The sequence below is a fragment of the Acinetobacter sp. PW68 genome (genome assembly GCF_020982655.1).
GTDB lineage: Bacteria > Pseudomonadota > Gammaproteobacteria > Pseudomonadales > Moraxellaceae > Acinetobacter > Acinetobacter towneri_A.
On record NZ_JAHZSX010000001.1, the window covers coordinates 1,872,227 to 1,897,240 of the forward strand.

The 25,014-nt window shown below is 40.6% G+C and carries 17 protein-coding genes and 4 pseudogenes; 10 read left to right on the forward strand and 11 right to left on the reverse strand.

All coding sequences use genetic code 11. From position 1 onward, the window contains the following. Positions 1 to 104: 104 nt before the first annotated feature. Positions 105 to 299 (reverse strand): heavy-metal-associated domain-containing protein, encoded by a 195-nt coding sequence (locus K1T76_RS08945; protein WP_019836376.1) that lies wholly within the window; start codon positions 297 to 299, stop codon positions 105 to 107. A gap of 158 nt (positions 300 to 457) precedes the next feature. Between K1T76_RS08945 and K1T76_RS08950 the strand changes: the two genes are divergently transcribed. The 7 genes and pseudogenes from K1T76_RS08950 to K1T76_RS08980 all read left to right on the forward strand — a co-directional run bounded on the left by K1T76_RS08950 (position 458) and on the right by K1T76_RS08980 (position 8,455). After that, positions 458 to 2,929: a heavy metal translocating P-type ATPase gene (locus K1T76_RS08950; RefSeq protein ID WP_230245164.1), complete on the forward strand. Its 2,472-nt coding sequence runs from the start codon at positions 458 to 460 to the stop codon at positions 2,927 to 2,929. Positions 2,930 to 2,987: 58 nt separating this feature from the next. Further along, positions 2,988 to 3,380: a Cu(I)-responsive transcriptional regulator gene (cueR, locus tag K1T76_RS08955; RefSeq protein ID WP_131261754.1), complete on the forward strand. Its 393-nt coding sequence runs from the start codon at positions 2,988 to 2,990 to the stop codon at positions 3,378 to 3,380. Positions 3,381 to 3,481: 101 nt separating this feature from the next. Then, a pseudogene (locus K1T76_RS08960) lies at positions 3,482 to 3,703 on the forward strand (transposase); the annotation flags it as partial. A 104-nt stretch (positions 3,704 to 3,807) separates the two neighbouring features. Next, positions 3,808 to 4,509 carry a VIT1/CCC1 transporter family protein gene (locus K1T76_RS08965; protein WP_230245165.1) on the forward strand — a complete coding sequence of 234 codons (702 nt, stop codon included), beginning with the start codon at positions 3,808 to 3,810 and terminating at the stop codon, positions 4,507 to 4,509. Positions 4,510 to 4,750: 241 nt separating this feature from the next. Beyond that, entirely contained in the window at positions 4,751 to 6,472 is a 1,722-nt protein-coding gene (locus K1T76_RS08970; RefSeq protein WP_230245166.1) for a phosphoethanolamine transferase, read from the forward strand. After that, positions 6,465 to 7,142 carry a response regulator transcription factor gene (locus tag K1T76_RS08975; protein WP_070152486.1) on the forward strand — a complete coding sequence of 226 codons (678 nt, stop codon included), beginning with the start codon at positions 6,465 to 6,467 and terminating at the stop codon, positions 7,140 to 7,142. Before K1T76_RS08970 ends, K1T76_RS08975 begins: the two co-directional genes overlap by 8 nt. Next, on the forward strand, positions 7,142 to 8,455 hold the full coding sequence (locus K1T76_RS08980; RefSeq protein WP_230245167.1) for an ATP-binding protein: 1,314 nt from the start codon (positions 7,142 to 7,144) through the stop codon (positions 8,453 to 8,455). Before K1T76_RS08975 ends, K1T76_RS08980 begins: the two co-directional genes overlap by 1 nt. A 9-nt stretch (positions 8,456 to 8,464) precedes the next feature. Here the strand turns inward: K1T76_RS08980 and K1T76_RS08985 are convergent, their stop codons facing one another. The 6 genes and pseudogenes from K1T76_RS08985 to K1T76_RS09010 all read right to left on the reverse strand — a co-directional run. Continuing rightward, positions 8,465 to 9,151: a phosphatase PAP2 family protein gene (locus K1T76_RS08985; RefSeq protein WP_230245168.1), complete on the reverse strand. Its 687-nt coding sequence runs from the start codon at positions 9,149 to 9,151 to the stop codon at positions 8,465 to 8,467. A gap of 58 nt (positions 9,152 to 9,209) precedes the next feature. After that, positions 9,210 to 9,587 carry a diacylglycerol kinase gene (locus tag K1T76_RS08990; protein WP_230245169.1) on the reverse strand — a complete coding sequence of 126 codons (378 nt, stop codon included), beginning with the start codon at positions 9,585 to 9,587 and terminating at the stop codon, positions 9,210 to 9,212. A 173-nt stretch (positions 9,588 to 9,760) separates the two neighbouring features. Beyond that, positions 9,761 to 10,891: a DUF389 domain-containing protein gene (locus tag K1T76_RS08995; RefSeq protein WP_230245170.1), complete on the reverse strand. Its 1,131-nt coding sequence runs from the start codon at positions 10,889 to 10,891 to the stop codon at positions 9,761 to 9,763. 42 nt (positions 10,892 to 10,933) lie between these two features. After that, positions 10,934 to 12,507: pseudogene (locus K1T76_RS09000) on the reverse strand (sensor domain-containing diguanylate cyclase). A gap of 1,040 nt (positions 12,508 to 13,547) precedes the next feature. Continuing rightward, the gene (locus K1T76_RS09005; protein ID WP_230245171.1) at positions 13,548 to 14,447 is read right to left on the reverse strand and encodes a LysR family transcriptional regulator; all 900 of its coding nucleotides are present in this window, start codon (positions 14,445 to 14,447) and stop codon (positions 13,548 to 13,550) included. A 48-nt stretch (positions 14,448 to 14,495) separates the two neighbouring features. Next, positions 14,496 to 15,041: pseudogene (locus K1T76_RS09010) on the reverse strand (D-lactate dehydrogenase); the annotation flags it as partial. Between the two features lie 71 nt (positions 15,042 to 15,112). Between K1T76_RS09010 and K1T76_RS09015 the strand changes: the two are divergent. Next, a protein-coding gene (locus K1T76_RS09015; RefSeq protein WP_085940413.1) for an IS4-like element ISAba1 family transposase occupies positions 15,113 to 16,203 on the forward strand; the annotation gives its coding sequence in 2 pieces (ribosomal slippage) (positions 15,113 to 15,653 and positions 15,653 to 16,203; 1,092 coding nt in all). Here the strand turns inward: K1T76_RS09015 and dld are convergent. The 4 genes and pseudogenes from dld to lldP all read right to left on the reverse strand — a co-directional run. Further along, positions 16,195 to 17,400, reverse strand: a pseudogene (dld, locus tag K1T76_RS09020) (D-lactate dehydrogenase); the annotation flags it as partial. The gene K1T76_RS09015 and the pseudogene dld sit on opposite strands and share 9 nt — an antisense overlap. 90 nt (positions 17,401 to 17,490) lie before the next feature. After that, the gene (lldD, locus tag K1T76_RS09025; protein ID WP_016659249.1) at positions 17,491 to 18,645 is read right to left on the reverse strand and encodes an FMN-dependent L-lactate dehydrogenase LldD; all 1,155 of its coding nucleotides are present in this window, start codon (positions 18,643 to 18,645) and stop codon (positions 17,491 to 17,493) included. Beyond that, positions 18,642 to 19,391 (reverse strand): transcriptional regulator LldR, encoded by a 750-nt coding sequence (gene lldR, locus K1T76_RS09030; protein ID WP_230245172.1) that lies wholly within the window; start codon positions 19,389 to 19,391, stop codon positions 18,642 to 18,644. Before lldR ends, lldD begins: the two co-directional genes overlap by 4 nt. 24 nt (positions 19,392 to 19,415) lie before the next feature. Further along, entirely contained in the window at positions 19,416 to 21,086 is a 1,671-nt protein-coding gene (lldP, locus tag K1T76_RS09035; RefSeq protein WP_230245173.1) for an L-lactate permease, read from the reverse strand. Positions 21,087 to 21,834: 748 nt separating this feature from the next. Between lldP and K1T76_RS09040 the strand changes: the two genes are divergently transcribed. Next, positions 21,835 to 22,437, forward strand: coding sequence for a 5-formyltetrahydrofolate cyclo-ligase (locus K1T76_RS09040; RefSeq protein WP_230245174.1), 603 nt, complete (start codon positions 21,835 to 21,837; stop codon positions 22,435 to 22,437). 148 nt (positions 22,438 to 22,585) lie between these two features. Next, positions 22,586 to 25,012, forward strand: coding sequence for an endopeptidase La (gene lon, locus K1T76_RS09045; RefSeq protein WP_230245175.1), 2,427 nt, complete (start codon positions 22,586 to 22,588; stop codon positions 25,010 to 25,012). Positions 25,013 to 25,014: the final 2 nt, after the last annotated feature.

Here is a 25,014-nt window from a genome sequence, read left to right on the forward strand (position 1 = left end):
ACAACATGCAAAAATTAGCAGCCAAAAAAATAGGTCAATTCGTCAGTTGACTAATTGACCTTAACTATAAGCCTACACCTTGGGGCATCATAGATGATACAGTTTTATTGAACTTGTGCAGGAAAACCATCTTCAGCCAATGCAGCCGTAATTTGATCTACGGTTGCAGTGCTTTCTACAGTCACAATTTTAGTTGCTAAATCGACTTCAACTTTTGCAGCAGGATCAACATCTTGAACCGTTGCAGTGACGCCACGTGCACAACCGCCACAAGTCATATTTTCAATCAATAGTTTCATTGCTAACTCCACACTTCTGCCTTTATTGAACTGTAGTTTAAAGCTTACCATGCTGGCAAGGTCAAGCTTATTCTGAGCAAGAATTTACTTGACCTTACCATCATGTCAATCTATATGCTAAGCACATCCCCAAAATGATCGAGATGATTGAGATGACCATGGACGCAAAACACCAAAATGCCTCTCTCTATCAGGAAACCTTGTCTATAGAAGGTATGACCTGTGCCTCATGTGTCGGGCGGGTCGAAAAAGCCTTAAAAAAAATTGATGGTGTAGAAAAAGCTGAAGTGAATCTTGCAACTGAAAAAGCACTGATTCACGCATCGCAACCTTTAGACCGTGCGCTGCTCATTAAGGCGGTGCAACGTGCAGGTTTTGATGTGCTAGCCATTCAACCAATCGAACTGTCTATAGAAGGTATGACCTGTGCTTCGTGTGTGGCACGTGTCGAAAAAGCCTTAAAAAAAGTGCCTGGTGTAGAACAAGCCAATGTCAATTTGGCGACTGAACGCGCATGGATTCAGCCGAATGCCAATGTTTCTAGCCAAGACCTAATTCAAGCGATTAAAAAAGCAGGTTACGACGCCAAACTGCTGCAACACGACGCTAATGAACAAAACGATAAAAAGAATCTAGAACAGCAACAACTGAAACGTGATTTAGTGATTTCACTCATTTTAGCCTTGCCTGTATTTATTCTAGAAATGGGATCACACATGATTCCCGCCTTTCACATGTGGGTAATGCACAATATTGGACAACAACAAAGCTGGTGGATTCAATTTGCTTTAACCACATTGGTACTGCTTTTACCTGGACGTCGTTTTTATCAAAAAGGGATTCCTGCGCTGTTACGTTTTGCGCCTGATATGAACTCTTTGGTGGCTGTGGGAACTTTGGCTGCATACAGTTTTTCATTGGTGGCAACATTTATGCCACAGCTTTTACCCGAAGGCACAGTTCATGTTTATTATGAAGCTGCAGCAGTGATTGTCAGTTTGATTTTGCTGGGTCGTTATTTTGAAGCCAAAGCTAAAGGGCGCACCTCTCAGGCCATTCAGCATTTAATTGGCATGCAAGCCAAAACTGCCCGGATTCATCGGGATGGTCAAATTATGGAAGTACCTGTGGCAGAAGTGAGCTCCAATACCATTGTTGAAATCCGCCCGGGTGAGCGCATTCCTGTAGATGGTGAAGTGGTCGAAGGTCATAGTTATATAGATGAGTCGATGATTACGGGTGAACCTGTTCCTGTAGCCAAACAGGTCGGCAATCAAGTTGTGGGCGGCACCATCAACCAAAATGGCACACTGAATATTCGCGCTACTGCCATTGGTGAAGCCTCGGTGTTGGCGCAAATTATTCGCATGGTCGAGCAGGCGCAAGGTTCTAAATTGCCCATCCAAGCCTTGGTGGATCAAGTAACCATGTGGTTTGTACCTGCCGTGATGTTATTGGCTGCCCTGACTTTTATGGTCTGGTTTATTTTTGGCCCAGAACCTGCCCTAACCTTTGGTTTGGTCAATGCAGTCGCAGTTCTGATTATTGCCTGCCCATGTGCAATGGGTTTAGCCACACCCACTTCGATTATGGTGGGAACAGGTCGTGGCGCAGAAATGGGGGTGCTATTTCGTAAAGGCGAGGCTTTGCAGCTTTTGCAAGACGTCAAAGTGGTCGCGGTGGATAAAACAGGAACACTCACCGAAGGCAAACCGACATTAACCGATTTTCATGTGCAATCGGGTTTTGATGCAGATCAAGTCTTTGCATTTTTAGCATCAGTAGAAGCAAAGTCTGAGCATCCTATTGCATTGGCGATTGTGCAAGCTGCAACAGAAAAGCAAGTTAGTTTACTGCCTGTGACCGAGTTTGACAGCATCACAGGTTCAGGCATTGAAGCACAAGTAGCTGGTCAGCATATTCAGATTGGTGCAGATCGTTATATGCAGCAAATTGGGCTAGATGTTAGCGCTTTTGATGCAGAAGCTGCGCGTTTAGGACAAGAAGGCAAAACGCCAATTTATATGGCGATTGATCAACAACTGGCAGCCATTGTAGCCGTTGCAGACCCGATTAAAGATACGACTTTTGCTGCAATCGCAGCCTTGCATCAACTGGGCTTAAAAGTGGCGATGATTACGGGTGATAACCGACATACGGCTCAGGCGATTGCTGCACGTTTACAGATTGATCATGTGGTGGCTGAGGTTTTACCCGAAGGCAAGGTTGATGTTGTACGTGAATTACAACAGCAATTTGGACGTGTGACTTTTGTGGGCGATGGTATTAATGATGCCCCTGCTTTGGCACAAGCCGATGTTGGGATTGCGATTGGTACAGGCACAGATGTTGCGATTGAAGCGGCCGAAGTGGTGTTGATGTCGGGCAATTTACAAGGTGTACCCAATGCAATTGCATTGAGTAAAGCCACCATCCGCAATATTCGTCAAAATCTATTTTGGGCATTTATTTATAATATTGCCTTGATTCCAATTGCTGCAGGCGTACTGTATCCCTTTGCAGGTATTTTGCTCTCGCCTATTTTTGCTGCGGGTGCGATGGCATTATCTTCAGTATTTGTATTGGGGAATGCGCTCCGCTTAAAATATTTCCAAGCAACACAGGTTTAAATGCAACCTACAAAGGGTTTAGAAGATTGTTCTATGCCCTTTTATGAGAAGAAGTCACATGAATATTGGTCAAGCCTCTAAACTATCGGGTATTTCCAGCAAAATGATTCGTTATTATGAGCAAATTGGTTTGTTGGATAGCGCCAAACGCTCTGCTTCGGGTTATCGTATTTATTCTGAGCAAGATTTAAAAACCTTGTCTTTTATTAAACATGCGCGGGATTTGGGTTTTTCTTCTGAGCAAATGAAAGAATTGCTAGGTTTATGGAAAAATGCTGACCGACAAAGTGCAGAGGTGAAGCAGCTCACGCTTAAACATATTGAAACCTTAAATCAAAAGATTGCACAATTACAGGAAATGGCGAATTGGCTACAAAGTTCTGCAGATCATTGCTCTGGTGATGAGCAAGCCGATTGTGTGATTTTGAAGAATATTGAATTGGGCAAGTGAGAATTCAACTCAACATTTAATTTTAAATGGCTTTGGTGCACAAACTATCTCTAAGGCTTATTCCACAATATAATTTCCAAACGAATAAGCCTAAACCTTAAATTTATCCGACAACCCATTGGTCTTCATATTACCGAGCACTCATTCATCGCGAAAATATTGCCATTTGGTTTGAGCCTGCTGCGTCGTAATGCTAAGCTCCATCAAAAGGCAAACAAGGGTTAAACCAAACCTACTCCAAAGCAGCCATCAAATGCTGCTTAATGATGAAATCATTATTCCGTCTTTCTTTACCCATGGTCATTGGCTTTGTACAAAACATCTTTTTCTGAAATAAAGCACCTATTTAGCCGATAATTTTTTTAGAATGATTTATGCTATATCACACATCAATCAATGAAAATTGAATAACAAGAGAATTTGATCTATGCCTCATTCTTACCACCTCGAAAAACATTATATTTCACGATCTGGATGGTTACGTGCTGCAGTTTTAGGGGCGAACGATGGAATTATCTCTGTGACGAGTTTGGTCGTTGGGATGGCAGCTAGTGGTGCATCTTCACAAACATTGTTGATTACCTGTATTGCGGGTTTAATTTCGGGCGCTGCTTCTATGGCAGCGGGTGAATATATTTCAGTGAAATCTCAACAAGACATTGAAAAAAATGACCTTGCGATGGAAGCCCGTGAATTAAAACTCAACCCAGAGCATGAGCTAAAAGAGCTCACCAATATTTATATGATTCGCGGTTTAGATGCCAAATTGGCAGAACAAGTGGCCATACAATTGACTGCTCACAATGCTTTAGATGCCCATGCCCGTGATGAAATTGGTATTTTAGAACACACCGCAGCGCGACCCTTTACCGCAGCATTTTCTTCGGCATTGGCATTTACTGTAGGTTCATTATTCCCGTTGGTGTCTATTTTACTCTTACCTGAACATCTGTTAGACAAAGGCGTGATGTTGGTCGGTGTAATCAGCCTAGGCATTATGGGCGCGCTTGCCAGCTATGTCGGTGGTGCTAGTATGTGGACAGGCGCATTGCGCGTCATGATTTGGGGTATTGTCGCCATGGTATTTAGTGCGTGGATTGGTTCAATGTTCCATGTTGCAGTGGCTTAAAACCTAGGAAATTCAGTATAAATCTCTGCCCTGTCTTTGAATAAAAATATATTCAGAGATAGGGGGAAACTTCAGAAATAAAGTGAATAAACAGGTTACTTATGCAAAGTTCACTTCTCTAAAATTTCTATCTTCAAAGTTATTCAAATAAAACTACGACAGATTCAGCCCACAATTTTAAGTCAGTTTTAAGTTTCAAATTTTAGGCTAAAGCATCTTAAAGTCTTTTGAATCATTGACGATGTCTAAGCAGACCCAATCACCACTTGCTCCGTCTTTCTTGGCCCGACTGCGCGTTTGGCAAAAACCGATTTCTTTATTCTATTTCAATCTAATGCTTGCCCTATGGTTAGGCTTGGTATTGAACTATGGATTTTATGAGAAAATTAAACAATTCACACCTTATCAAGGAATTAAAGCCACTAACCTAGTGATCGCAACTGTGATCGTGATTGTGTCAGCATATCATCTGTTGCTGCAATGGCTGAACTGGCGTTGGAATGCCAAAATATTAGCAAGCATTTTGATTGTAGTTGGTGGATTCAGCGCTTATTTTGTTAATAGTTTAGGTGTAGTGATTACCGCAGACCAAATTCAGAATATGCTGCAAACCGATGTGCGTGAAGTACGTGATCTCTGGTCTGTACGTTTGGTGGTTTGGAGTGTGCTGTTTGTGCTACTGCCATTGGTTTTAGTGTGGTCTGTTAAAATTCAGCCGACTCATTTTGCTCGACAATTACTGCAAAAGACCTTGGGTAGTGTAGTTTCTATTGTGCTGATTTCGGGTTTATTGTTCTGTTTTTATGTCGATTATGCTGCAATCTTCCGTGAACATCGTGATTTAAAAGGCATGCTTTCGCCACAAAATGCGATTGCATCTGGTCTGTCCTATTATAAAAAGAAAGCTCCTAAACAGAATTTGCCGCTGCTGCGCTATGGTGAAGATGCGCATTTAATTCAACGTGCGCAAACAGGCACAGCACCCAAAATTATGCTGTTGGTGGTTGGTGAAACTGCACGTGCCGAAAGCTTCTCGCTGAATGGCTACGCAAAAAACACCAATCCTGAACTGTCCAATCTGCCTGTGATTAATTTCACTCAAGTCAGCTCATGTGGTACAGCCACGGCTGTTTCTGTGCCGTGCATGTTCTCGGGGATGCCACGCCAAAACTATGATGAACAACTGGCAAGTCACCGCGAAGGTTTACTGGATATTGCACAGCATGCTGGTTATCAAGTCACTTGGATTGATAACAATTCAGGCTGTAAAGGTGCTTGTGATCGGGTGCAGCAATATCAAATTCCTGCAGCGCTAAAACAAAAATGGTGTGATGCCAGCGGTGAATGTTTAGATGAAATTTTAGTGGACAGTTTACAGGCTTATCTTGCTCAGCTTGACCCGAAAGACACGCGCTCACATTTAATTGTATTGCACCAAATGGGCAGTCATGGACCTGCTTATTTCAAACGCTCAACCGCAGCTTATCAACCTTTCCAACCCACTTGTAACAGCAATGCGATTCAGGGTTGCAGTGCCGATGCCTTACGCAATACCTATGACAACTCGATTGTCTATACCGACCATGTTTTAAGTCAGTTGATTCAAACTTTAGCGCAACAAAAGCACTATCAAACCGGTTTTTGGTATTTGTCTGACCATGGTGAATCGACAGGTGAACATGGTTTATATTTGCACGGTGCACCATATTCTATGGCACCTACTCAACAAACGCATGTACCTATGCTGATGTGGTTTTCAGAAACTTGGCAACAACAAAATTCTGCGCAAGTGAATTGCTTAAAAGCACAACGTCAAGCAACATTGAGTCAGGATAATCTTTTCCCAAGTTTATTAAGCTTGCTGGATGTAAACAGCAAAGTAATTGACCCGAAAAATGATATGCTGAATCAATGTCCTACTCCATATATCGCCCAACTGCAGCACGAGACATCACATGCCTAAAATTTTAATCATCGAAGATGATTTTATGATTGCCGAATCGACCCAGACCTTGCTCAAGCTACAACAATTTGATGTTACTTGGGTGAATAACGGGATGGATGGCTTAAAGCAATTACAGCAACATGATATCCAGCTGGTGTTGCTGGACTTAGGCTTACCCATGATGGACGGCATGCAGGTATTAAAAAATATTCGCCAGTTACATCCACAATTGCCCGTGCTGATTATTTCTGCGCGTGATCAATTGCAACAACGGGTTGATGGTTTGAATCAGGGCGCAGATGATTATCTAATTAAGCCCTATGAGTTTGATGAATTACTGGCGCGAATTTATGCCCTACTCAGACGCAGCGGTACACAAAATCCAGTGAATAATACTGCGCATATTTTAAGTTATGGCGATTTAGTCTTAGATACCGAACAACATTTGGCAAAATTCAAAGGTGAATATATTGAACTGTCGAATCGTGAATGGGCAATTTTAATGGCTTTGCTCAGCCACCCAAATAAAATTTTCTCTAAAAATAATTTAGAAGATAAATTATATGATTTTGACAGTGAAGTCAGTAGCAACACTATTGAAGTCTATATTCACCATTTACGCGCCAAACTCGGTAAGGACTTTATTCGTACCATTCGTGGTTTAGGTTACCGTTTAGGGCAAATTTAATGCAATCCTACTCTTTGCAAAAACGTCTGATTGTTTATGTTTCTATCTTTAGTGTCATGTTGGGCTGCGCTTTGGTATTTGCAGCCTATCGAATTGCCCTAGAAGAAATCAATGAAATTTTAGATGCACAAATGCAAAGTTTGGCAGAACGCATTGCAGCGAATCACCCAGAACCTACGCGAAGCCAAATCAATTTAGATCAAAAATATAGTGAAGAAGACTTATTTGTCGATATTTGGGCATATGCTGATGCAACACCACAATTACACCCTCAAGATGTATTACTACTACAGCCTGTAGAAAAACCGGGTTTTTATAGTCATCAAACTCAATCTGAATTGTGGCGTACTTATATTTTGCCGCAGGAAAATCTGCAAATTCAAATTAGCCAGCAAAACTCTGTGCGCCAATATTTAGCTTTAGAGTTAGCAGCAAATATGTTTATTCCCTATGGACTATTTTTACCCTTTGCATTATTGGCTTTAAGTTGGCTAATTCGCCATAATTTTCGACCTCTAAATGACTTTAAAAGTGAATTGGCACGTCGTAAAGCGCAGGATCTCAATCCAATTAGAATGCTGGATTATCCAGTTGAGCTTGCACCTACTATTCAGGAAATGAATCAATTATTTACGCGAATTTCTGTCGCACAGCAGGAACAGCGCCAGTTCGTTGTCGATGCTGCACATGAATTACGTACCCCGCTCACTGCACTCAATTTACAAGTACAAATTCTATTGCAGCAATTTCCACATAGTGATGCCCTCTATAATTTAAGCCAAGGGGTTTTGCGTTTACAGCATTTGGTCAATCAATTATTAAGCTTAGCCAAGCAAGATGCCTTAGATAGTCTGATTGAAAGCGATCAAACCCTCTCTTTAAATCAAATGACCATTGCCTGTGTGGAACAGCTCATTCAATTGGCATTGCAAAAAGATATTGATTTAGGTGTCGAACAACGCCAAGAGTTGAATTTTCATGGGCAAAGTTCTGCTTTGCATTCCATTATTTATAATTTAATTGATAACGCGATTAAATATACGCCCAAACAAGGCGTGATTAATGTGACTATTTTTCAGCAAGAACAACATGCAATTTTGCAAATTGAAGACAGTGGTGCAGGCATTGACCCCGCACTGTTCAGTCAAATTCGACAGCGTTTTTACCGTATTCACAACCATGCAGAAATTGGCAGCGGTTTAGGTTTATCTATTGTAGATAAAGCCACCCAACGCTTAGGTGCAAATTTAGAGTTTTCTAAAAGTGCCAGTTTAGGTGGTTTATGTGTGCAGGTTAAATTTCCGATGCGTTAAGATCGAGTTTTAAGTTAGATTTTTTGATTGTGGCAATTTATGCGCAAAGAACGCATAAGCGACTACGTTCAAACACCAAGTAATCCAGCCTGTCCAAAGATTATGACTAAAAAAATGTGCCCCGCGCATCATTTGTGCCCAGCCCATCCCCATGCCTAAAATGCAAGCCGCAATGAAGAAAAAATAAGCACGTTTAGGTTGAGCAACCCGATAAACAAAATATCCTACCAATAAAGCAAAACCACTTGAGGCATGCCCACCAGGAAAACAATGCCCTGCCGTTGCACTTAAATCCCACCGAACACCATGCGCTGTGGCTAAACTCATATCCCACGGGCAAGCATGTGCCGACTGTGATTTAAGTATTGCAATCACACTGGTCGAAATCACCACCATCCAAAAGAAATAGCCAAACTCCCAACGACGAGCACGTAATTTTTGAAATCTGAAAGACAGCAACCAAGCAAGTAAATAACTCAGATATACCGCAATGAGGATATATTTGACATACCGATGATTTAATTCAGCCAATGCCCAGTCTTGTCGAAGTGGAAATTCTGCATGAGCATCCATAAAGGGTTGAATGAGGTGTAAATCTAGCCTGCCTGCAACGCTAAAAAAATTGAGTAACATCAGCAAACTCAGAAGGAGTAAAATTGCTTGCAGAAGTAAAAATTTTGAATGCTGATGCCGCATGAGGAATACTCAACTCACTATCTATTTTAAAGTCTGTTTTATGCTTGTTTTTAAGGGATTAAGCAGGAATCAGGCATGCGCCCCAGGTCAATGCGATAATTGCCAAAGCAACAAATTGCGCTGCACTCCCCATATCTTTTGCATTTTTAGACAAGGGATGTTGCTCCATTGAAACACGATCGACCACAGCTTCAATGGCTGAATTAATCAGTTCGACAATGATGGCAAGCAAACACACCACAATCATAATCACTTGTTCGACACGACTAACAGGCATGAAAAAACTGAGTGGAATCAGCATTGAATTAATCAGAATGATTTGCCGAAATGCTGCTTCGTTTTGAAAGGCGGCTTTAAAGCCTGCCAAAGAATAGCCTGTGGCATTCAAAATCCTTTGTAAACCAGAAGTGCCTTTGTAAGGAGAGCGTGGAAGCATAGTGAATCTGATTTGAAATAAATCGGATGTTAAATGGTTTAACTTAAAATTGGCTTAACTATAACCTTTTGAAACTATTAAATTAAATCTGTGTAATACGTAACATTCTGAGAGCCCTATTGAATAATAAGACTCCATCTAAAGTAAGCTATAAATACCAACAATTTCTTCATCTAAGGTTGTACCAACTGCTCAGCTTCAACTTGCTTCATCTCAAAATCAGGACTTTCTTTGGCTTGAATAATTTGCACAGGAATAAAGCGCACTTGAACAACACTGGGTTTTCCGCGTGGATCCTGTGCCAGTTTTTGATTTAATGCAGAAATCTGTTGAGGTTTTGGCGCTATATCTCCACGTAATACTACGCGAATTAGAGTCATCTCTTTACGCCGATCAAACTGCACCGTATCAATTAAATTATTATGCTGATTAAACTGATTGCTAATCATGCTTTCAGCTTGCTGCTCATAAATCTGCTTTTTCAGCATCAACATAAAATTGAAACTCAAATAAATACTTAAAAGCACTAAAACCACTAAGCTTGCCAAATTTCTTTTTAAAAACTCAAGTACATTACTTTGTACTTCTTCATCCGAACCGCGTCTAAAACCTGCTGCCCACAATACCAAAGAGGAACTGATTTGAATCGCGACAATATTGGTCAGTGCCAACAGCAGCGCGTTTGCTGCATGTTTCCATTCTAGATGCGCAATTAATATGCCACTTGCAACCAAAGGGGGTACTAAAGCGGTCGCAACTGCAACACCAACAACAGCCACAGACAATCGCGGCGAAACGGCTGCAAATGCCCCTGCCGCACCACCTGCAAGTGCAATCATTAAATCCATAATGGTGGGCTGAGTTCTAGACAAAATTTCATGGGTGATGGGCAAGTTAAAATTGATCAGACCTAAAATGATGCCAATACTGACAATCATCGATACACCAAGCAACAAGGTCCTAAAGGCCGTTTTAAACAGTAACCAACGATTATCAATAAAGGCGAGTGCAATACCTGAAATAGGGCCTAGCATCATCGCAACTAGCATTGCACCAATCACTACTGCGGCTGAATTTGACAATAAACCGTAGCCCGCAATAATTGCTGCCAAAGCATTCATAATAAAGAAGGTTTTGCTTGGTAAAGCATCCGCCTGAATGTTCAACCGTACTTGTTTATGATCAATTTTTTTAGAATTTTCGCGCTCCGCCTGTTTGTATTTCAGCTTTTCTTTCAAAAGTTCATATTTTTCTTGTTCAGGACTGTCTTCAACCACTATCGTGGGATCTTGATCTTTTTCCAAAGCATACCTCCGTGTCAGCTAAAGAAGAATCTTTCCAAATCCTCATACAGCCGTAGACTTTGTACAATTACGTCCATCATGTTTAGCTTCATACAATTTATTATCTGCAAGTTTCAGTACATCAGACACATCTTCTGCATCTCGAGGCCAAAAAGCGATGCCAACAGAGATGGTGATTTGACCCATCTGATTAATCGTAGTTTCCTGCATGGTTTTTCTGAGCCGCTCTGCAGCTTTGTACGCCACATTTGCATCTGCAGTCGTCATTAAAACCAAAAATTCTTCACCGCCACTACGACAGCAAATATCCTGTTCCCTAAAATTAGTTAGCATTAGTTGCGCGAGCGTTTTAAGTACCACGTCACCTTGATCATGTCCATACTGATCATTAATTTTCTTAAAAAATCAATATCAATGGCTAATACTGCAAATTCGGTACGAGTCTCTAGCAGTTCATTTAAAAATAATTGCATACCACGACGGTTATATAAACCTGTCAACGGGTCCGTATTGACATGATGTTTTAACTCCGCAATCCGATGACTAAAGGTTTCCGAACTCATTAATAATGAGGTTCTAAACTTTAAAACCTCGAAATACCATGGATCAACTTCTTTAATTTTATTTTCAATGTCCGCATGATTGAGCATACTTGCCATACGTGCCAAGCGGTTCAAAGGTGAAGAAATAAAGCTTGAGATATACCAAATCAATAAAAAAATAAAAAAGTAGAAAATAAAGACACCAATCGATACTTTTAAAATCAGGGTATTGGCTTGGGCAAGTAAATCATCTGTGGGCTGCTGAGAAACTACAATCCAATTTACACTTGGAATATGTGCAAAACCCGCCAAATTATCTATACCTAAACTATTCTTTAAACGAATTGATCCCTTTATATTCTTATTAATATAATCCAAACCTGTATTATTGATAATTTTTTCACCAATGCGATTTTTATCTGGATGAAAAATAATACGATTATGTTGATCAATCACATACATATAGCTTTTTTTATAATCATACTGAGTATTGAGCATGGTATTAATCAAGTTCTGCTCCTGTAAATAAATCGTACCACTGATTAAGCCTAAATATTGATGTGTTTTATCATAAATAGGTTGTGACATCATGACGATTAAATTATTACTTATAGACCAATAGGGAGATGAAATATAAGTTTTCTTTTTTTCAATAGATCCATCAATACCAACAGAACTATAAGCCTGATTAAAATTAAGTTTTAATGTATTAGGTGCATAAGCCAAAATATGTTTATTCTGTCCCACCAATAAAATACTATTAAAATTATCGGATTGATTTTTTAAGCGTAGTACTTCTTCTTTTCTAACTTGTGTACTATAAAAATTTTTTTCTAATAAACGTGCACTATAATCCAACTCTTGCAGCATATCTGAAAAATGTTGATTGGCACTGGTGGCAATTTTTTCTGCATATTTTTCATTGATCGAAAGTGAATTTTGAATTAATTGTTGTTTAATTACATAATTTAAAATAAAAATACTTACGACAAATAAGCCTGATACACTTAAAATTGTGGAAATTAAAATAAGTTTACGCAGATTCAATCCGAGTCTTAGTAAAAAATGTTTCAACAGTTCCTACCCCAAAAATTCAAAAACTGTGACAAGTGCCAATTTTAACACATAATTTTAAAACTCAATCACATAATTTGAAAGCAATATAGTTGAATTTTAGTTGTCTATTTTTGATGTTCAATTGCACAAATTAGATAGTTCGTTTGTTGCTGACCACCACCTAAATCAGAAACATATCCTCTGAATACAATTTCTACCACACACGTCCTCAGAATACACCGACTAATAACAAATAATGACAACTTGAATTTTCGTTCTTATTTTTGCTAAAAACCGTGTCTACTCGATAAATTTTTAGGGTCAATTACTCATAAAATTACAAAAAATTATTATCTTTTTTTGCTTTAAATTTACATAACCACTTAATAAATAGGTTCTTTTCTTATATTTAAGCAGTATTTTAATTCAGGCGGTTGCTCATTTTTAACAGTCTTTTTTGTTGTGGACTCATTAGCATCAGGGCAGATTCCCATGATCATAACTCAACCTCAAACTCTACCCAGTACACCTATGGAATGCGCTGCTCAACAAACCATTTATGTGGCAATACCTTGGTCTTATCCTGTACAAACATAGTAACAAAAAATTCAAAATTAAAACCTAAAATGGTCGCTGCGTCGATTTTAGTCATAGAAACCAACTTAGCTTTCAGACTTCGCATTGTCATGATGCTACTCATCCGCATTTTATTTTCCATCCTCATCAAAACATTACCATGCAAGGCAAACACCTAGATGTCGCAGGAAAACAGAAACATGATGATGCTGAAGTTATTGCTTATAACTTTAATGGACAAAGTAACCAAAATGGTATCTCGATAGTCAGTGTATTCGTAGTGCAGATACAGGCGAATGTTGAGACATTTATATGGAAAAATGAAAATGTATAGCTGCAATCTAAATCGTGGTCAGAAATTCAATTTTATTGCATTACAAATAAAAATCACTCATCCGATTAACCTAGTTTTTTCATTTAAAAATGGGGAATTAGTGAATGATGATTTAAAAACAACTTTAAAAAAATTTAAACACCATTAATTAAGGATGTTGGCTAAACAAATCAAAAATCACTTTTCTTAACCACTGATGACAGGTTTGGTGATGACAAGACGTATGCCAATACTGTCGTACAGGATAAATTGGAAAATTCAACGGCGCACTTACTACTTGTAAATTCCCCCGTGCCAACAATACCTCACTTAAATAATAAGGTACTGTCGCAATCATATCGGTTTCTTGCACAATTAAACCAACACCCAAATAACTTGGAATACTCATTAAAATATTGCGTCTTAAACCGCGATTGCTTAATTCATTTTCAATATGGTAGTGACCTATACTCGTATCCACATCGACATGCGACTCACGAATATATGCTTCAACATCTAAACTTTTTTCACAAATACGTGGATGATCTTTACGACTAATCACCACATAATATTGTAAAAATAATTGCTGCTGATAAAAACCCTGTTCTAATTCAGGTAAAAATCCAATCGCAAAATCAATTTCACCATTTGCCATTTGATAACTGGTTTCACGGGTAATAGGACGAATTTTAATCCGTACCGAAGGCGCATGTTTTTTTAAAAACTTTGTCAACTTTGGCAATAGAACCAAATGCGAAACATCGGTCATTGCCAAGGTAAATAATTGATCGGAATGGGTCGGATCAAAATCGACTTTAAAGTTATTAACCGTTTCAATTTTATTAAGAATTTCACTAATCGGTGAAAAAATCTGTTTCGCCAACTCTGTTGGCAACATTTCATTGCCCACCCTTAAAAACAATGGGTCATTAAAATGCTGACGAATCTTATTTAAACAGTTACTAACCGCAGGCTGACTCATGCCCAACGCATCTGCGGCAGCAGACACATTTTTTAATTTATACACATAATAAAAAATCTGTAGCAGTCTGCTATCTAACTTAAACATATCCATCTATCCTTAGAATCAGTTTCACTGCTCAGTTTTCATCTGTATTTAACGCCAAGCTTTTAATTTTGAGCTATGTCCAATGCCCACATTAAAACAATTGGTCGGGTCCAATTTTTGATAATGCTGCTTCAGGGCAGGCTTCGCCACATATAAATGCCCAACATTATGTTCTGCAGGATACTCTGCCCCACGTGCATCTAGTAATGACCACATTTGATGTTCCATTGCCAATGGGTCTAGACCTTTTTTAATAATATAGTCCTGATGAAAGACATGACATAAAAAATGACCATAATACAACTTATGTATAATCGCCTGCTCCAACTCTTCGGGCAAGGTTTCAACCCATTGCTGATCATTACGTCTTAACGCAATATCTAAAGCAACAATGTCTTCCACTTCATTTCGGTGTGTATCACGATAACGGATTGCAGCACCTGCTACTGCAAAGCGATGCAGAAAAGCCTTTCTGCCTTCATCTTCATTACATAGAAAAAAACTGCCGGAATTGCGCGTGATAAAATAATCCAGTAAAAACTGCTGTACTGCCGCAACATCTTGCTGCTCAATGCGCAAAATTAAATGATGTTCCTCTGTACACGACAAAAATAGATAACTCATTGAAATAATGTCATAATAATTGTTTTCTAACGACGAATACTATGACACATCTCAATGAGTTATATCTTATCTTAAACAAATATCTAAAATGGAACAAGTCACATTTAAAGTGCTTTGCGCTCATCATGCTTGTGATTATTTTAAAGCAAACATGTAATCTTTCTTCTGCATCTAAAGCCTTGCCCATCAAGTGCTTACCACAATCATTTTATCGACGTATGCAGCGCTTCTTTGCAGGTCAGTATTTTGATTATCGTCAAATTTCTCAGTTGATTTTCAATATGTTTTCATTCGACCAAGTGCAACTGACTTTAGATAGAACCAATTGGAAATGGGGAAAACGAAATATTAATATCCTGATGCTCGCAATCGTTTATCGTGGAATAGCGATACCTATCCTTTGGACATTGCTTAATAAACGTGGAAATTCAGATACGAAAGAGCGTATTGCTTTGATTCAACGCTTTATAGCCATTTTTGGTAAAGACCGTATTGTGAATGTGTTCGCAGACAGAGAGTTTATCGGTGAGCAGTGGTTTACATGGTTAATTGAACAAGACATCAACTTCTGCATTCGTGTTAAAAAAACTTCATTGTCACCAATCATTTAGGAAAGAATCATAAAATTAGTGATTTATTTCGCCATCTTAAAGTTGGTCAAATTGAATGTCGTAAACGACGGATTTTGGTTGGTCGGGTGAAACTATATATAAGTGCACTACAGTTAGAAAATGGAGAGCTTTTACTCGTCGTTTCTCCTCAGTTTAATGCCAATGCTATTCAGGATTATGCATTACGCTGGGAAATTGAAACCTTATTCAGTTGTCTCAAAGGACGCGGGTTTAATCTTGAAAATACGCGCTTGACAGACCCTAGACGAGTGAAAAAATTGATTGCGGTGTTAGCTATAAGCTTCTGTTGGTGTTACTTAACGGGTGAATGGCAACATGATCAAAAAAAAGCGATAAAAATAAAGAAGCATGGACGACTCTCAATGAGTTTATTTCGCTATGGTTTAGACTATGTTCAAATGGCGATTCAGCGTTTAATTGGTTTTGGGAAAAAAGAAGAGTTTAAGGAAATTTTGGCAATTTTAAGAAGGCAGAACCCTGATAGGATAAGGGTTCTGTGAAATTTGTCGTGTACAGAGATGATGTTCATACAAATCACGAAATTGGTTCATGCGTTCTGGTAAATGATTTGGCAGTAGTTTCGTGAACATTTGCAAAACTTTATCCGACAATCCACGCATGCCCCAACGGGTTAGAAAACCATCAACTTTGTCTTTCATGGCAAAAGCTGCAGGTACTTTACTGGTGCCAAACTTCTCGATAAACAAGAAGCTGTCTTTGCCGTATTCTGCACCAATGTCATAGGCATCTCGATGAATATACTCGCCTGCAATCGGTACACGCGGCAAATCACGTAATAAAAAACGGCGAATCGCGGTTAAATCATCCTGCTGATTGCTGCCGATATAAAACACCTGACTCGGAATTTTCTCAAACGTATCCAAACGCACAGCAAACACACAGACTTTACCTGCCGAACCCGAAGCTTCAAACAAACGGCTCGGGTCGGCATTGAATCGTGCAGGCGTATCGGCGTCGACTTGGGCAACATCATGCACATAACGCTGATCTGAAGCACAACAATGTTCCGAATATTCAATATCTTCAGAGCGATATTGCTGTTGCTCAAGTCTGGTTAAAATTTCTTCTGGCGAGTTTCCTAAATTCACCCCCAGATGATTGATGAGTTGCAACTCGCCCAGTTCATTGACTTGTGCATATAAGGCCAACTCAGTATAGGCAGGGCCACGTCTGACCAATGCACCACCTGAATTATTACATACCCCACCCAACACCGAAGCACCAATACAAGATGAACCAATGACTGAGTGTGGCTCACGCTGATGTGGCGCCAATTTTTGTTCCAAAGCATCCAATGTTGCACCAGGCAAGCAAATCACTTGCTTGGCATCGTTGATGAGCTGAATACCTTTTAAACGTTGGGTGTTGATCAAAATTACAGGACGATCATAGTCATCACCAAAAGGGGTAGAACCACCCGTGAGTCCAGTATTGGCGGCTTGCATAATAATAATGCAATCTGCTGCCACAGCCACTTGTAACACTTGCCACTGCTGCAATAAAGAACCTGGCGTGACCACCGCAAAAACCTGTCCTTCGCCAAAACGTCGCCCTTGACGATATAAACGAGTATCTGATTCATGGGTCAATACATGCGCTTTTCCCACAATATCGACCAAGTTTTTGAGGGTTGCTGCAGCATCAAATGGTGTTGCAGAAGAAATTGTCTGTGGCATGGTGTGCAAGTCCTGAAACAGGGTGAAAAATACAATTAAGCGATTCAGCCAAATGCATCGGTTGATGGATTGATCGCTCTTGCTGGCAATTTAGCCTTTCAGTTCACGCTCAAGTTGTACCAAGCAATCTGAGTTAATCGCCTGAATGTTTTTAGCACCCGTTAAGGTCATTGCGACTCGCATTTCTTTATCAATCAATTCGAGTAAATTACTGACACCCGCCCCGCCTGCTGCACCTAGTGCATAAATAAAAGCACGTCCGAGCATACAAGTATCCGCGCCCATCGCCAGCATGCGCACCACATCTAGGCCATTACGAATACCTGAATCCACTAGAATTTTAAGATCTCCTTTCACCGCATCAGCAATTGGCGGTAAAGCACGTGCAGTTGAGAGTACACCATCTAACTGACGGCCACCGTGATTGGACACCACAATTCCGTCAGCCCCAAAACGAACAGCATCCTTAGCATCTTCTGGGTCTAAAATGCCTTTAATGACCATTGGGCCATCCCAGAATTCACGAATCCACTCCAAGTCTTTCCATGAAATAGATGGATCAAAGTTATTGCCTAACCAGCCAATATAATCTTCAAGTCCTGTTGGTTTGCCTAAGTATTTAGAGATATTGCCCAAGTCATGCGGACGACCCAGTAAACCCACATCCCATGCCCAGTTTGGATGCATCACTGCCTGCATATAGCGTCGCATAGCAGCATTTGGACCACTCATGCCCGAATGTGCATCCCGATAACGTGCACCAGGCACAGGCATATCTACTGTAAAGACCAAGGTTGAACAGCCTGCGGCTTTAGCACGTTCCAAAGCATTGCGCATAAAACCGCGGTCACGCAATACATATAATTGAAACCACATTGGGCGTGAAATGGCAGGCACCACTTCTTCAATTGGACACACCGACACGGTAGACAAAGTAAATGGAATGCCTTTTTTGTCAGCTGCAACTGCAGCCTGCACTTCACCACGGCGCGCATACATGCCCGTTAAACCCACAGGTGCCAACGCCACAGGCATTGACAAGGTTTCATTAAATAAAGTGGTTTCTAAACTCAAAGCCGACATGTCATTCAAAACACGTTGGCGCAAGGCGATCTGTGAAAGGTCTTCCACATTTCTTTTTAGCGTTTGTTCCGCGTACGCACCTCCATCAATATAGTGAAATAAAAATGGCGGTAAACGGCGTTTAGCTGCTTCGCGGTAATCATTCGCAGAAGAAATAATCATGGCGCTATCCTGTTTAATCGACTCGCACGCTGACGACGCGCCTCTTCCTCGTCTATCATACGTACTTGTTGAACTACAAATTCAATATGTCCACACACTGCCGAACGGGCAGCTTCTGGATCCTGGCGTTCAATTGCATCCATCACTTGAAAGTGTTGATCATGCAACTGATCGAAACGGTGGGCTTCGGTATAGACTTTGCGTCTGCCCAAAACTACGTTGTATTGCAACAAATCAAATAAGCCACGCATCATTTGAATGAGCACCAAATTGTGCGATGCTTCGGCAATTGCCAAATGAAACTTGGCATCGGCAATTGCAGCCTGATCGTCATCACCTAAAATTTGGAAATGGGCGATTTGCTCATAACAGGCACGGATGTTTTTCAAATCCTCAGCAGTTGCCCGCTGTGCGGCATACCATGCCGTACCACCTTCAAGCACCATTCGAGCTTCTTGCACATCAAAACGATAAGCAGGGTCTTCATCAATCAGGTTACTTAAAGGCTGCACAATTTGATATTGCGACCAATTGGTGGGTAGCTGTTGCAAAAAAGTACCCGCTCCAACTTTGCTGACCAGCATGCCCTGACTGGTCAATTGCTGAATAGCCTCACGCAAAGAGGAACGTGAAACCCCGAGTTGTTCACATAACTTTCTTTCGGCAGGCAATCGGTCTCCGACTTGCATCTGATTTTTTTCAACCAGTGTGCGCAGGTCTTGTACAACTTTGTCGGAGACTTTCATGCGGCTATCCTCTTGTGCATGTGGTTATGGAATCATCCATGGGAACACATAAGCTTGTAGAGTGATAATAATACCGATCATTACGGTGAACGTGATACTGTGTTTTACGGTAAAGCGGAATAAATCAGATTCTTTTCCGACTAAACCCACTGCCGCACAGGCAATTGCAATCGATTGTGGTGAAATCATTTTGCCTGTTACTCCACCACTGGTATTGGCAGCAACCAACAAGACTTCTGGTACACCAATTTGCTGTGCAGTTGTGGCTTGCAAGGCAGCAAATAAGGCATTGGCTGATGTATCTGAACCTGTCAAGAACACTCCAATCCAACCTAAAAATGGCGAGAAGAAAGTAAAGGCATTACCTGTATGAGCCAAAGCCAATGCCAAAGTGGCAGACATACCTGAATAATTGGCGATAAAAGCAAAAGCCAGCACCATACCAATAGAATAAATAGGTGTTTTTAGCTCGTTGATGGTTTCTGCAAAAGTTTTAACAGCTTCACGCGGTTTCATTTTTAAGTAAATGATGGTGATGACAGCCGCAATCATAATTGCAGTCCCTGTTGCACTCAGCCAATCGAACTTAAAGATCGCATCGTAGTCTTTGACATCTGCCACCACAGGCGGCATTTTTTGCACCAATTGATGTAAAAATGGCACTTTGATGGAAATTACCCAGTCATGCATTGCCCCATCTTTGGCAAATAAATCTTTAAACGGTTTAATACTCCAAATGGTAACCATCACCGTTAACACTGCAAAAGGTGACCATGCTTTAACAATCTGCCCTATGCTGTATTTTTGCTGTTGTTCTGCAACCAAGTTGGCATCTACTTTTGTATCTGCATCGCTAAAACGGAATATGTGTTTTGGCTGCCAGAATTTAAACAACACCGTTAAACTGACCAAAGAGGCAATTGCAGCGGTAATGTCAGGTAACTCAGGTCCAACAAAGTTAGAGGTCAAGTATTGTGCAATCGCAAAAGCACCACCACCCACCAACACTGCAGGCCAAGTTTCTTTCACACCGCGCCAGCCATCCATAATTGCCATAATCCAGAACAGCACAATTGGCACCATAAATGGCAACTGACGTCCAACCATCTGGCTAATTTCCATGGTTTCTACACCCGAAACCTGACCCGCCACAATAATTGGAATCCCCATTGCGCCAAACGCAACCGGTGCGGTGTTCACAATCAGACATAAACCCGCAGCGTATAAAGGTTTAAAACCCAAACCTACAAGCAAAGCAGCAGTAATTGCCACTGGCGCCCCAAAGCCCGCTGCACCTTCTAAAAATGTCCCAAACGCGAAGCCGACTAATAGCATCTGGAGACGCTGATCTTCTGTAATCGAAAGAATAGATGAGCGAATAATGTTAAATTGCCCTGTTTTTACAGAGATTTTATATAAGAATAATGCGCCAATAATAATCCATGCGATTGGCCATAAACCGTAGAAAAATCCATAGATCAATGAAGCAAAAGCCATTGGTGCAGGCATGCCATAGGCAAATAAAGACACTAATAATGCCAAAATCACCGTAATTGTTCCCGCAACACTTCCCTTTAAGCGAAATACAGCCAGTGCTAAAAAGAAAAAAATAATCGGGATTGATGCAATAAGACTCGAAATCCAAATATTTGCCATTGGATCATAGATCTGTTGCCAATGTTGAAGCATTGTCATCTCCTTGAAATGCTCACTCAAACGTAAACATAGGTCTAAGCATAGAGGTAAAATTCTAGTTTTGGTCTGACCAATATTGAGATGGAAATCAGAATTTCCTCAATATAAGGAACAAATGATAGTTTTAGACAAGAAAAAGTCAAGATTGGTATGATTTTTTATTTCAAATGGTCATACCAATTTTGGTAAAAGTATTTCATTATATAAAGCATAAAAATATGCCAAAAAAATATTTAAACTTTGTTTTTTCTGGAGTTTTTAAAAGGAAGGAAAAACCAAATTTATTTCGCACAGCTTTATACAACTTTAGTCCAATACAATGGAATCAGTGTGATTTCTAGCAAGATGAATTGAACGCTTGATAAGTCTTTACGTCCAAATTCATCTAACGCGGGTCGGAAACATTTTTTTCAGTTCTTATAACTGCAAAATGAAAGTATTGTTTTTGTTTTGGCACGTGTTTTACATAATTGTTGTTTTAACTGAACTCGGCCCAATTTATCTCGTAGCGACCGTGAAGATTTTTAGTGCGGCATTCATTGCGCTATAGCATCAGTGTGTTTTTTAATTTTCTATCTAGATTCAAGCCAAACTATCCCATAGTAGGTCAGGTTCAGATAATCAGAAATATAACATTACATCCTGTTAAAATGCCAAGCATGATAAAAGCTTGTTTTTTGTCGATGCAATGATAGTAATTCCATACCCATTCAAGCATTTAAACTCAGGTATATAAGGATGTGCCCAGATGCAGTTGTTGAAACTTAACACCTTACGTAAACAGCTTCGACAACAGCGCAGAGCAGTCACGCCTAATCAACAGCAGCAAGCGCAGCAAGCTGTTTTGCAGCGCCTAATACGGTTGCCAAAATTTCAGTACGCAAAAAAAGTGGGGTTGTATTTAGATGCATTTGGTGAAATTCATACACAGCGCATCATTGAATACTGCTTCGTGCAAGGCAAACAAGTGTATTTGCCAATGATTTGCAATATGAATCAATGCTTGGTGTGGGTACAAATCAGCCTACAACAATATCTTACGCAGCGTTTTGCCCATCACCGTCTAGGCATGCAAGAACCCAGAACAAGTCGCGGGAAACATATCTCGCATTTAGATATGGTATTGATGCCCTTATTGGCCTGCGATACACACGGCACTCGAATTGGAATGGGTGGTGGTTATTATGACCGCACGCTGGCATCTGCTCCACAGCGCCCTTATCGCTTAGGTATTGCACATGACTTTCAGCTGATTCATGCAAACTTGCCACGTAAAAACTGGGATCAACCTCTAGATGCTTTACTGACACCAGAGTGTTTTTTACAGTTTAAACGCAACTTGAAACGCTAAATTGATCATTTTGACTGGATAGGTCAATTTAAAATCAAATACTTAGCTACTTTTTTAAACAATTTATGTTGACCTGCCCTTGTTTTTTTTAAAATACCCATCACTATAAAAAACATGGCAACACCGTTGTCACTCATTAGGAGTGCCCATGTCTGAAATTATTATGAATCAAGAAACCTTAGAGCCTCAGGTTCCAAGTGTATTACCGCTTTTAGCGCTACGTGATGTGGTGGTTTATCCGCACATGCAAATCGCGCTATTTGTAGGTCGTGAAAAATCGATCAATGCAGTTGATGTGGCTCGTAACAGTGACAATCTAGTATTTGTAGTTGCGCAAAAAGATTCGCTTACAGAAGAAATTGATCACGACAATTTGTATCAATACGGTACTGTCGCGAAAATTGTGCAAGTTGTAAATCACGAAAATGATGAAAACTGTATTAAAGTGCTGATTGAAGGCTTATTCCGCGCCAAACTCGAAAAAATTATTGATGAAGACGCGTATTTAACTGCAGAGCACAGCTTAAGCCCAATGACTGTTGCGATGGATGAGAATACCCAAGCAACACGCTTGCAAGAATTACGTGCCTTATTTGCGCAATATGCTGAAGCAAAATTACGCAATGCACGTGAACTGATTGCTGCTGCCAATAAAATTGAAGATTTATCGCAATTGTTGTTCTTTGTTGCAACTCGCGTGCCGTTGAACATTGATATTAAACAAAAATTCCTTGAGCACGACGAGTTTGAAGCTCACTTAATGGAGTTAATGACTTATTTATTGCAACAGTCTGAAGAACAGCAGATTGAGCAAACTTTGCATGACTCAGTTAAACGTCAGATGGAAAAAAATCAGCGTGAATACTTCTTAAATGAGAAGATGAAAGTCATTCAACGCGAGCTGTCCGATATGAACGGCGGTGCGGAAGATGATGTCGCTGAAATTGAAAAACGTCTGGCAGAAGCAGACTTGCCTGAGCATGTACGTAAAAAAGCAGAAGCTGAGTTCCGTAAACTTAAAGCGATGCAACCTGCATCTAGCGAAGCAGCTGTGGTACGTAACTATCTAGAAGTCATTTTAGATACGCCATGGAACAAAGCCAGTAAAGTCAGCATTAACTTAGCAAAAGCACAAGAAATTTTAGATGCCGACCATTACGGTTTAGACGAAGTTAAAGACCGTATTGTGGAATACCTTGCTGTGCAGTCGCGCGTGAAAAAACTTAAAGGCCCAATTCTGTGCTTAGTTGGTCCTCCGGGTGTAGGTAAAACCTCACTAGGTGAGTCGGTTGCAAAAGCCACTGGACGTGAGTTTGTGCGTATGGCGCTAGGCGGCGTTCGTGATGAAGCGGAAATTCGCGGTCACCGTCGTACCTATATTGGTGCGATGCCGGGTAAAATTGTACAGTCATTGACCAAAGTCGGTGTGAAAAACCCATTATTCTTGCTCGATGAAATTGACAAAATGGCACAGGATTACCGTGGTGACCCTGCATCTGCTTTGTTAGAAGTGCTTGATCCATCACAAAACAACAAGTTTAACGATCACTATTTAGATCTAGACTTAGACTTGTCTGAAGTGATGTTCATTTGTACTGCCAACAGCATGAATATTCCAGAAGCTCTGCTAGATCGTATGGAAGTGATTCGTCTACCGGGTTATACCGAAGATGAAAAAGTGAATATTGCTGAACGCTATCTTGTACCTAAAGCCATCAAAAATAATGGCTTGCGTGCTAAAGAATTGACGGTTCATGAGGAAGCGATTCGTGACATTGTACAGCGCTATACGCGTGAAGCAGGTGTGCGTAGTCTTGAACGTGAAGTGTCAAAAATTGCCCGTAAAGTGGTGAAAGAAGCAGTCAGCAAAAAAGCCAAAAACCTACAGGTAGATGTGACTTCACAAAACTTGCCAGATTACCTTGGTCCACACAAATTTGACTATGGTATGGCAGAAGAAGAAGCCGAAGTGGGTCGCGTAAATGGCTTGGCTTGGACTTCAGTGGGTGGTGAATTACTTACCATTGAAGTAGCAACTATGAAAGGCAAAGGCAATTTCATCACCACAGGTTCATTGGGGGATGTGATGCAAGAGTCGATTAAAGCTGCGATGACCGTTGTGCGTACCCGTGCTGACAGCTTAGGCATTGAGGCGAGTGTATTTGCCGAAACCGATGTGCACGTACACTTGCCAGAAGGTGCAACACCTAAAGATGGTCCATCTGCAGGTTTGGCATTGACCACAGCATTGGTGTCTGCGTTTACAGGTATTCCAATTCGTCCTGATATTGCCATGACTGGTGAAACCAGTTTACGTGGTCGTGCAATGCGCATTGGTGGCTTGAAAGAGAAACTTCTTGCGGCACATCGTGGTGGTATCAAACTGGTATTTATTCCAGAGGAAAACGTGCGTGACTTGTCTGAAATTCCAGACAATGTCAAAGAAGGTTTGGAAATCAAGGCTGTAAAAAGCATTGATGAAATCTTGCCTTTGGCACTGACCAGTATGCCTAAGCCTTTAACCAAGGCACCCATTGTGAAGCCGGTGGCAGCAGGCAAAGCCGCACGTCATTAAGC

Bases quoted from the DNA above. Each gene is read 5' to 3' on its own strand.
- K1T76_RS09040 (WP_230245174.1), top strand. From the start codon at position 21,835: ATGCAGTTGTTGAAACTTAACACCTTACGTAAACAGCTTCGACAACAG.
- lldD (WP_016659249.1), bottom strand. From the start codon at position 18,645: ATGATTATTTCTTCTGCGAATGATTACCGCGAAGCAGCTAAACGCCGT.
- K1T76_RS08970 (WP_230245166.1), top strand. From the start codon at position 4,751: ATGTCTAAGCAGACCCAATCACCACTTGCTCCGTCTTTCTTGGCCCGA.
- K1T76_RS08985 (WP_230245168.1), bottom strand. From the start codon at position 9,151: ATGCGGCATCAGCATTCAAAATTTTTACTTCTGCAAGCAATTTTACTC.
- lldP (WP_230245173.1), bottom strand. From the start codon at position 21,086: ATGACAATGCTTCAACATTGGCAACAGATCTATGATCCAATGGCAAAT.
- K1T76_RS08965 (WP_230245165.1), top strand. From the start codon at position 3,808: ATGCCTCATTCTTACCACCTCGAAAAACATTATATTTCACGATCTGGA.
- lon (WP_230245175.1), top strand. From the start codon at position 22,586: ATGTCTGAAATTATTATGAATCAAGAAACCTTAGAGCCTCAGGTTCCA.
- K1T76_RS08980 (WP_230245167.1), top strand. From the start codon at position 7,142: ATGCAATCCTACTCTTTGCAAAAACGTCTGATTGTTTATGTTTCTATC.
- lldR (WP_230245172.1), bottom strand. From the start codon at position 19,391: ATGAAAGTCTCCGACAAAGTTGTACAAGACCTGCGCACACTGGTTGAA.
- K1T76_RS08950 (WP_230245164.1), top strand. From the start codon at position 458: ATGGACGCAAAACACCAAAATGCCTCTCTCTATCAGGAAACCTTGTCT.
- cueR (WP_131261754.1), top strand. From the start codon at position 2,988: ATGAATATTGGTCAAGCCTCTAAACTATCGGGTATTTCCAGCAAAATG.
- K1T76_RS09005 (WP_230245171.1), bottom strand. From the start codon at position 14,447: ATGTTTAAGTTAGATAGCAGACTGCTACAGATTTTTTATTATGTGTAT.
- K1T76_RS08975 (WP_070152486.1), top strand. From the start codon at position 6,465: ATGCCTAAAATTTTAATCATCGAAGATGATTTTATGATTGCCGAATCG.
- K1T76_RS08945 (WP_019836376.1), bottom strand. From the start codon at position 299: ATGAAACTATTGATTGAAAATATGACTTGTGGCGGTTGTGCACGTGGC.
- K1T76_RS08990 (WP_230245169.1), bottom strand. From the start codon at position 9,587: ATGCTTCCACGCTCTCCTTACAAAGGCACTTCTGGTTTACAAAGGATT.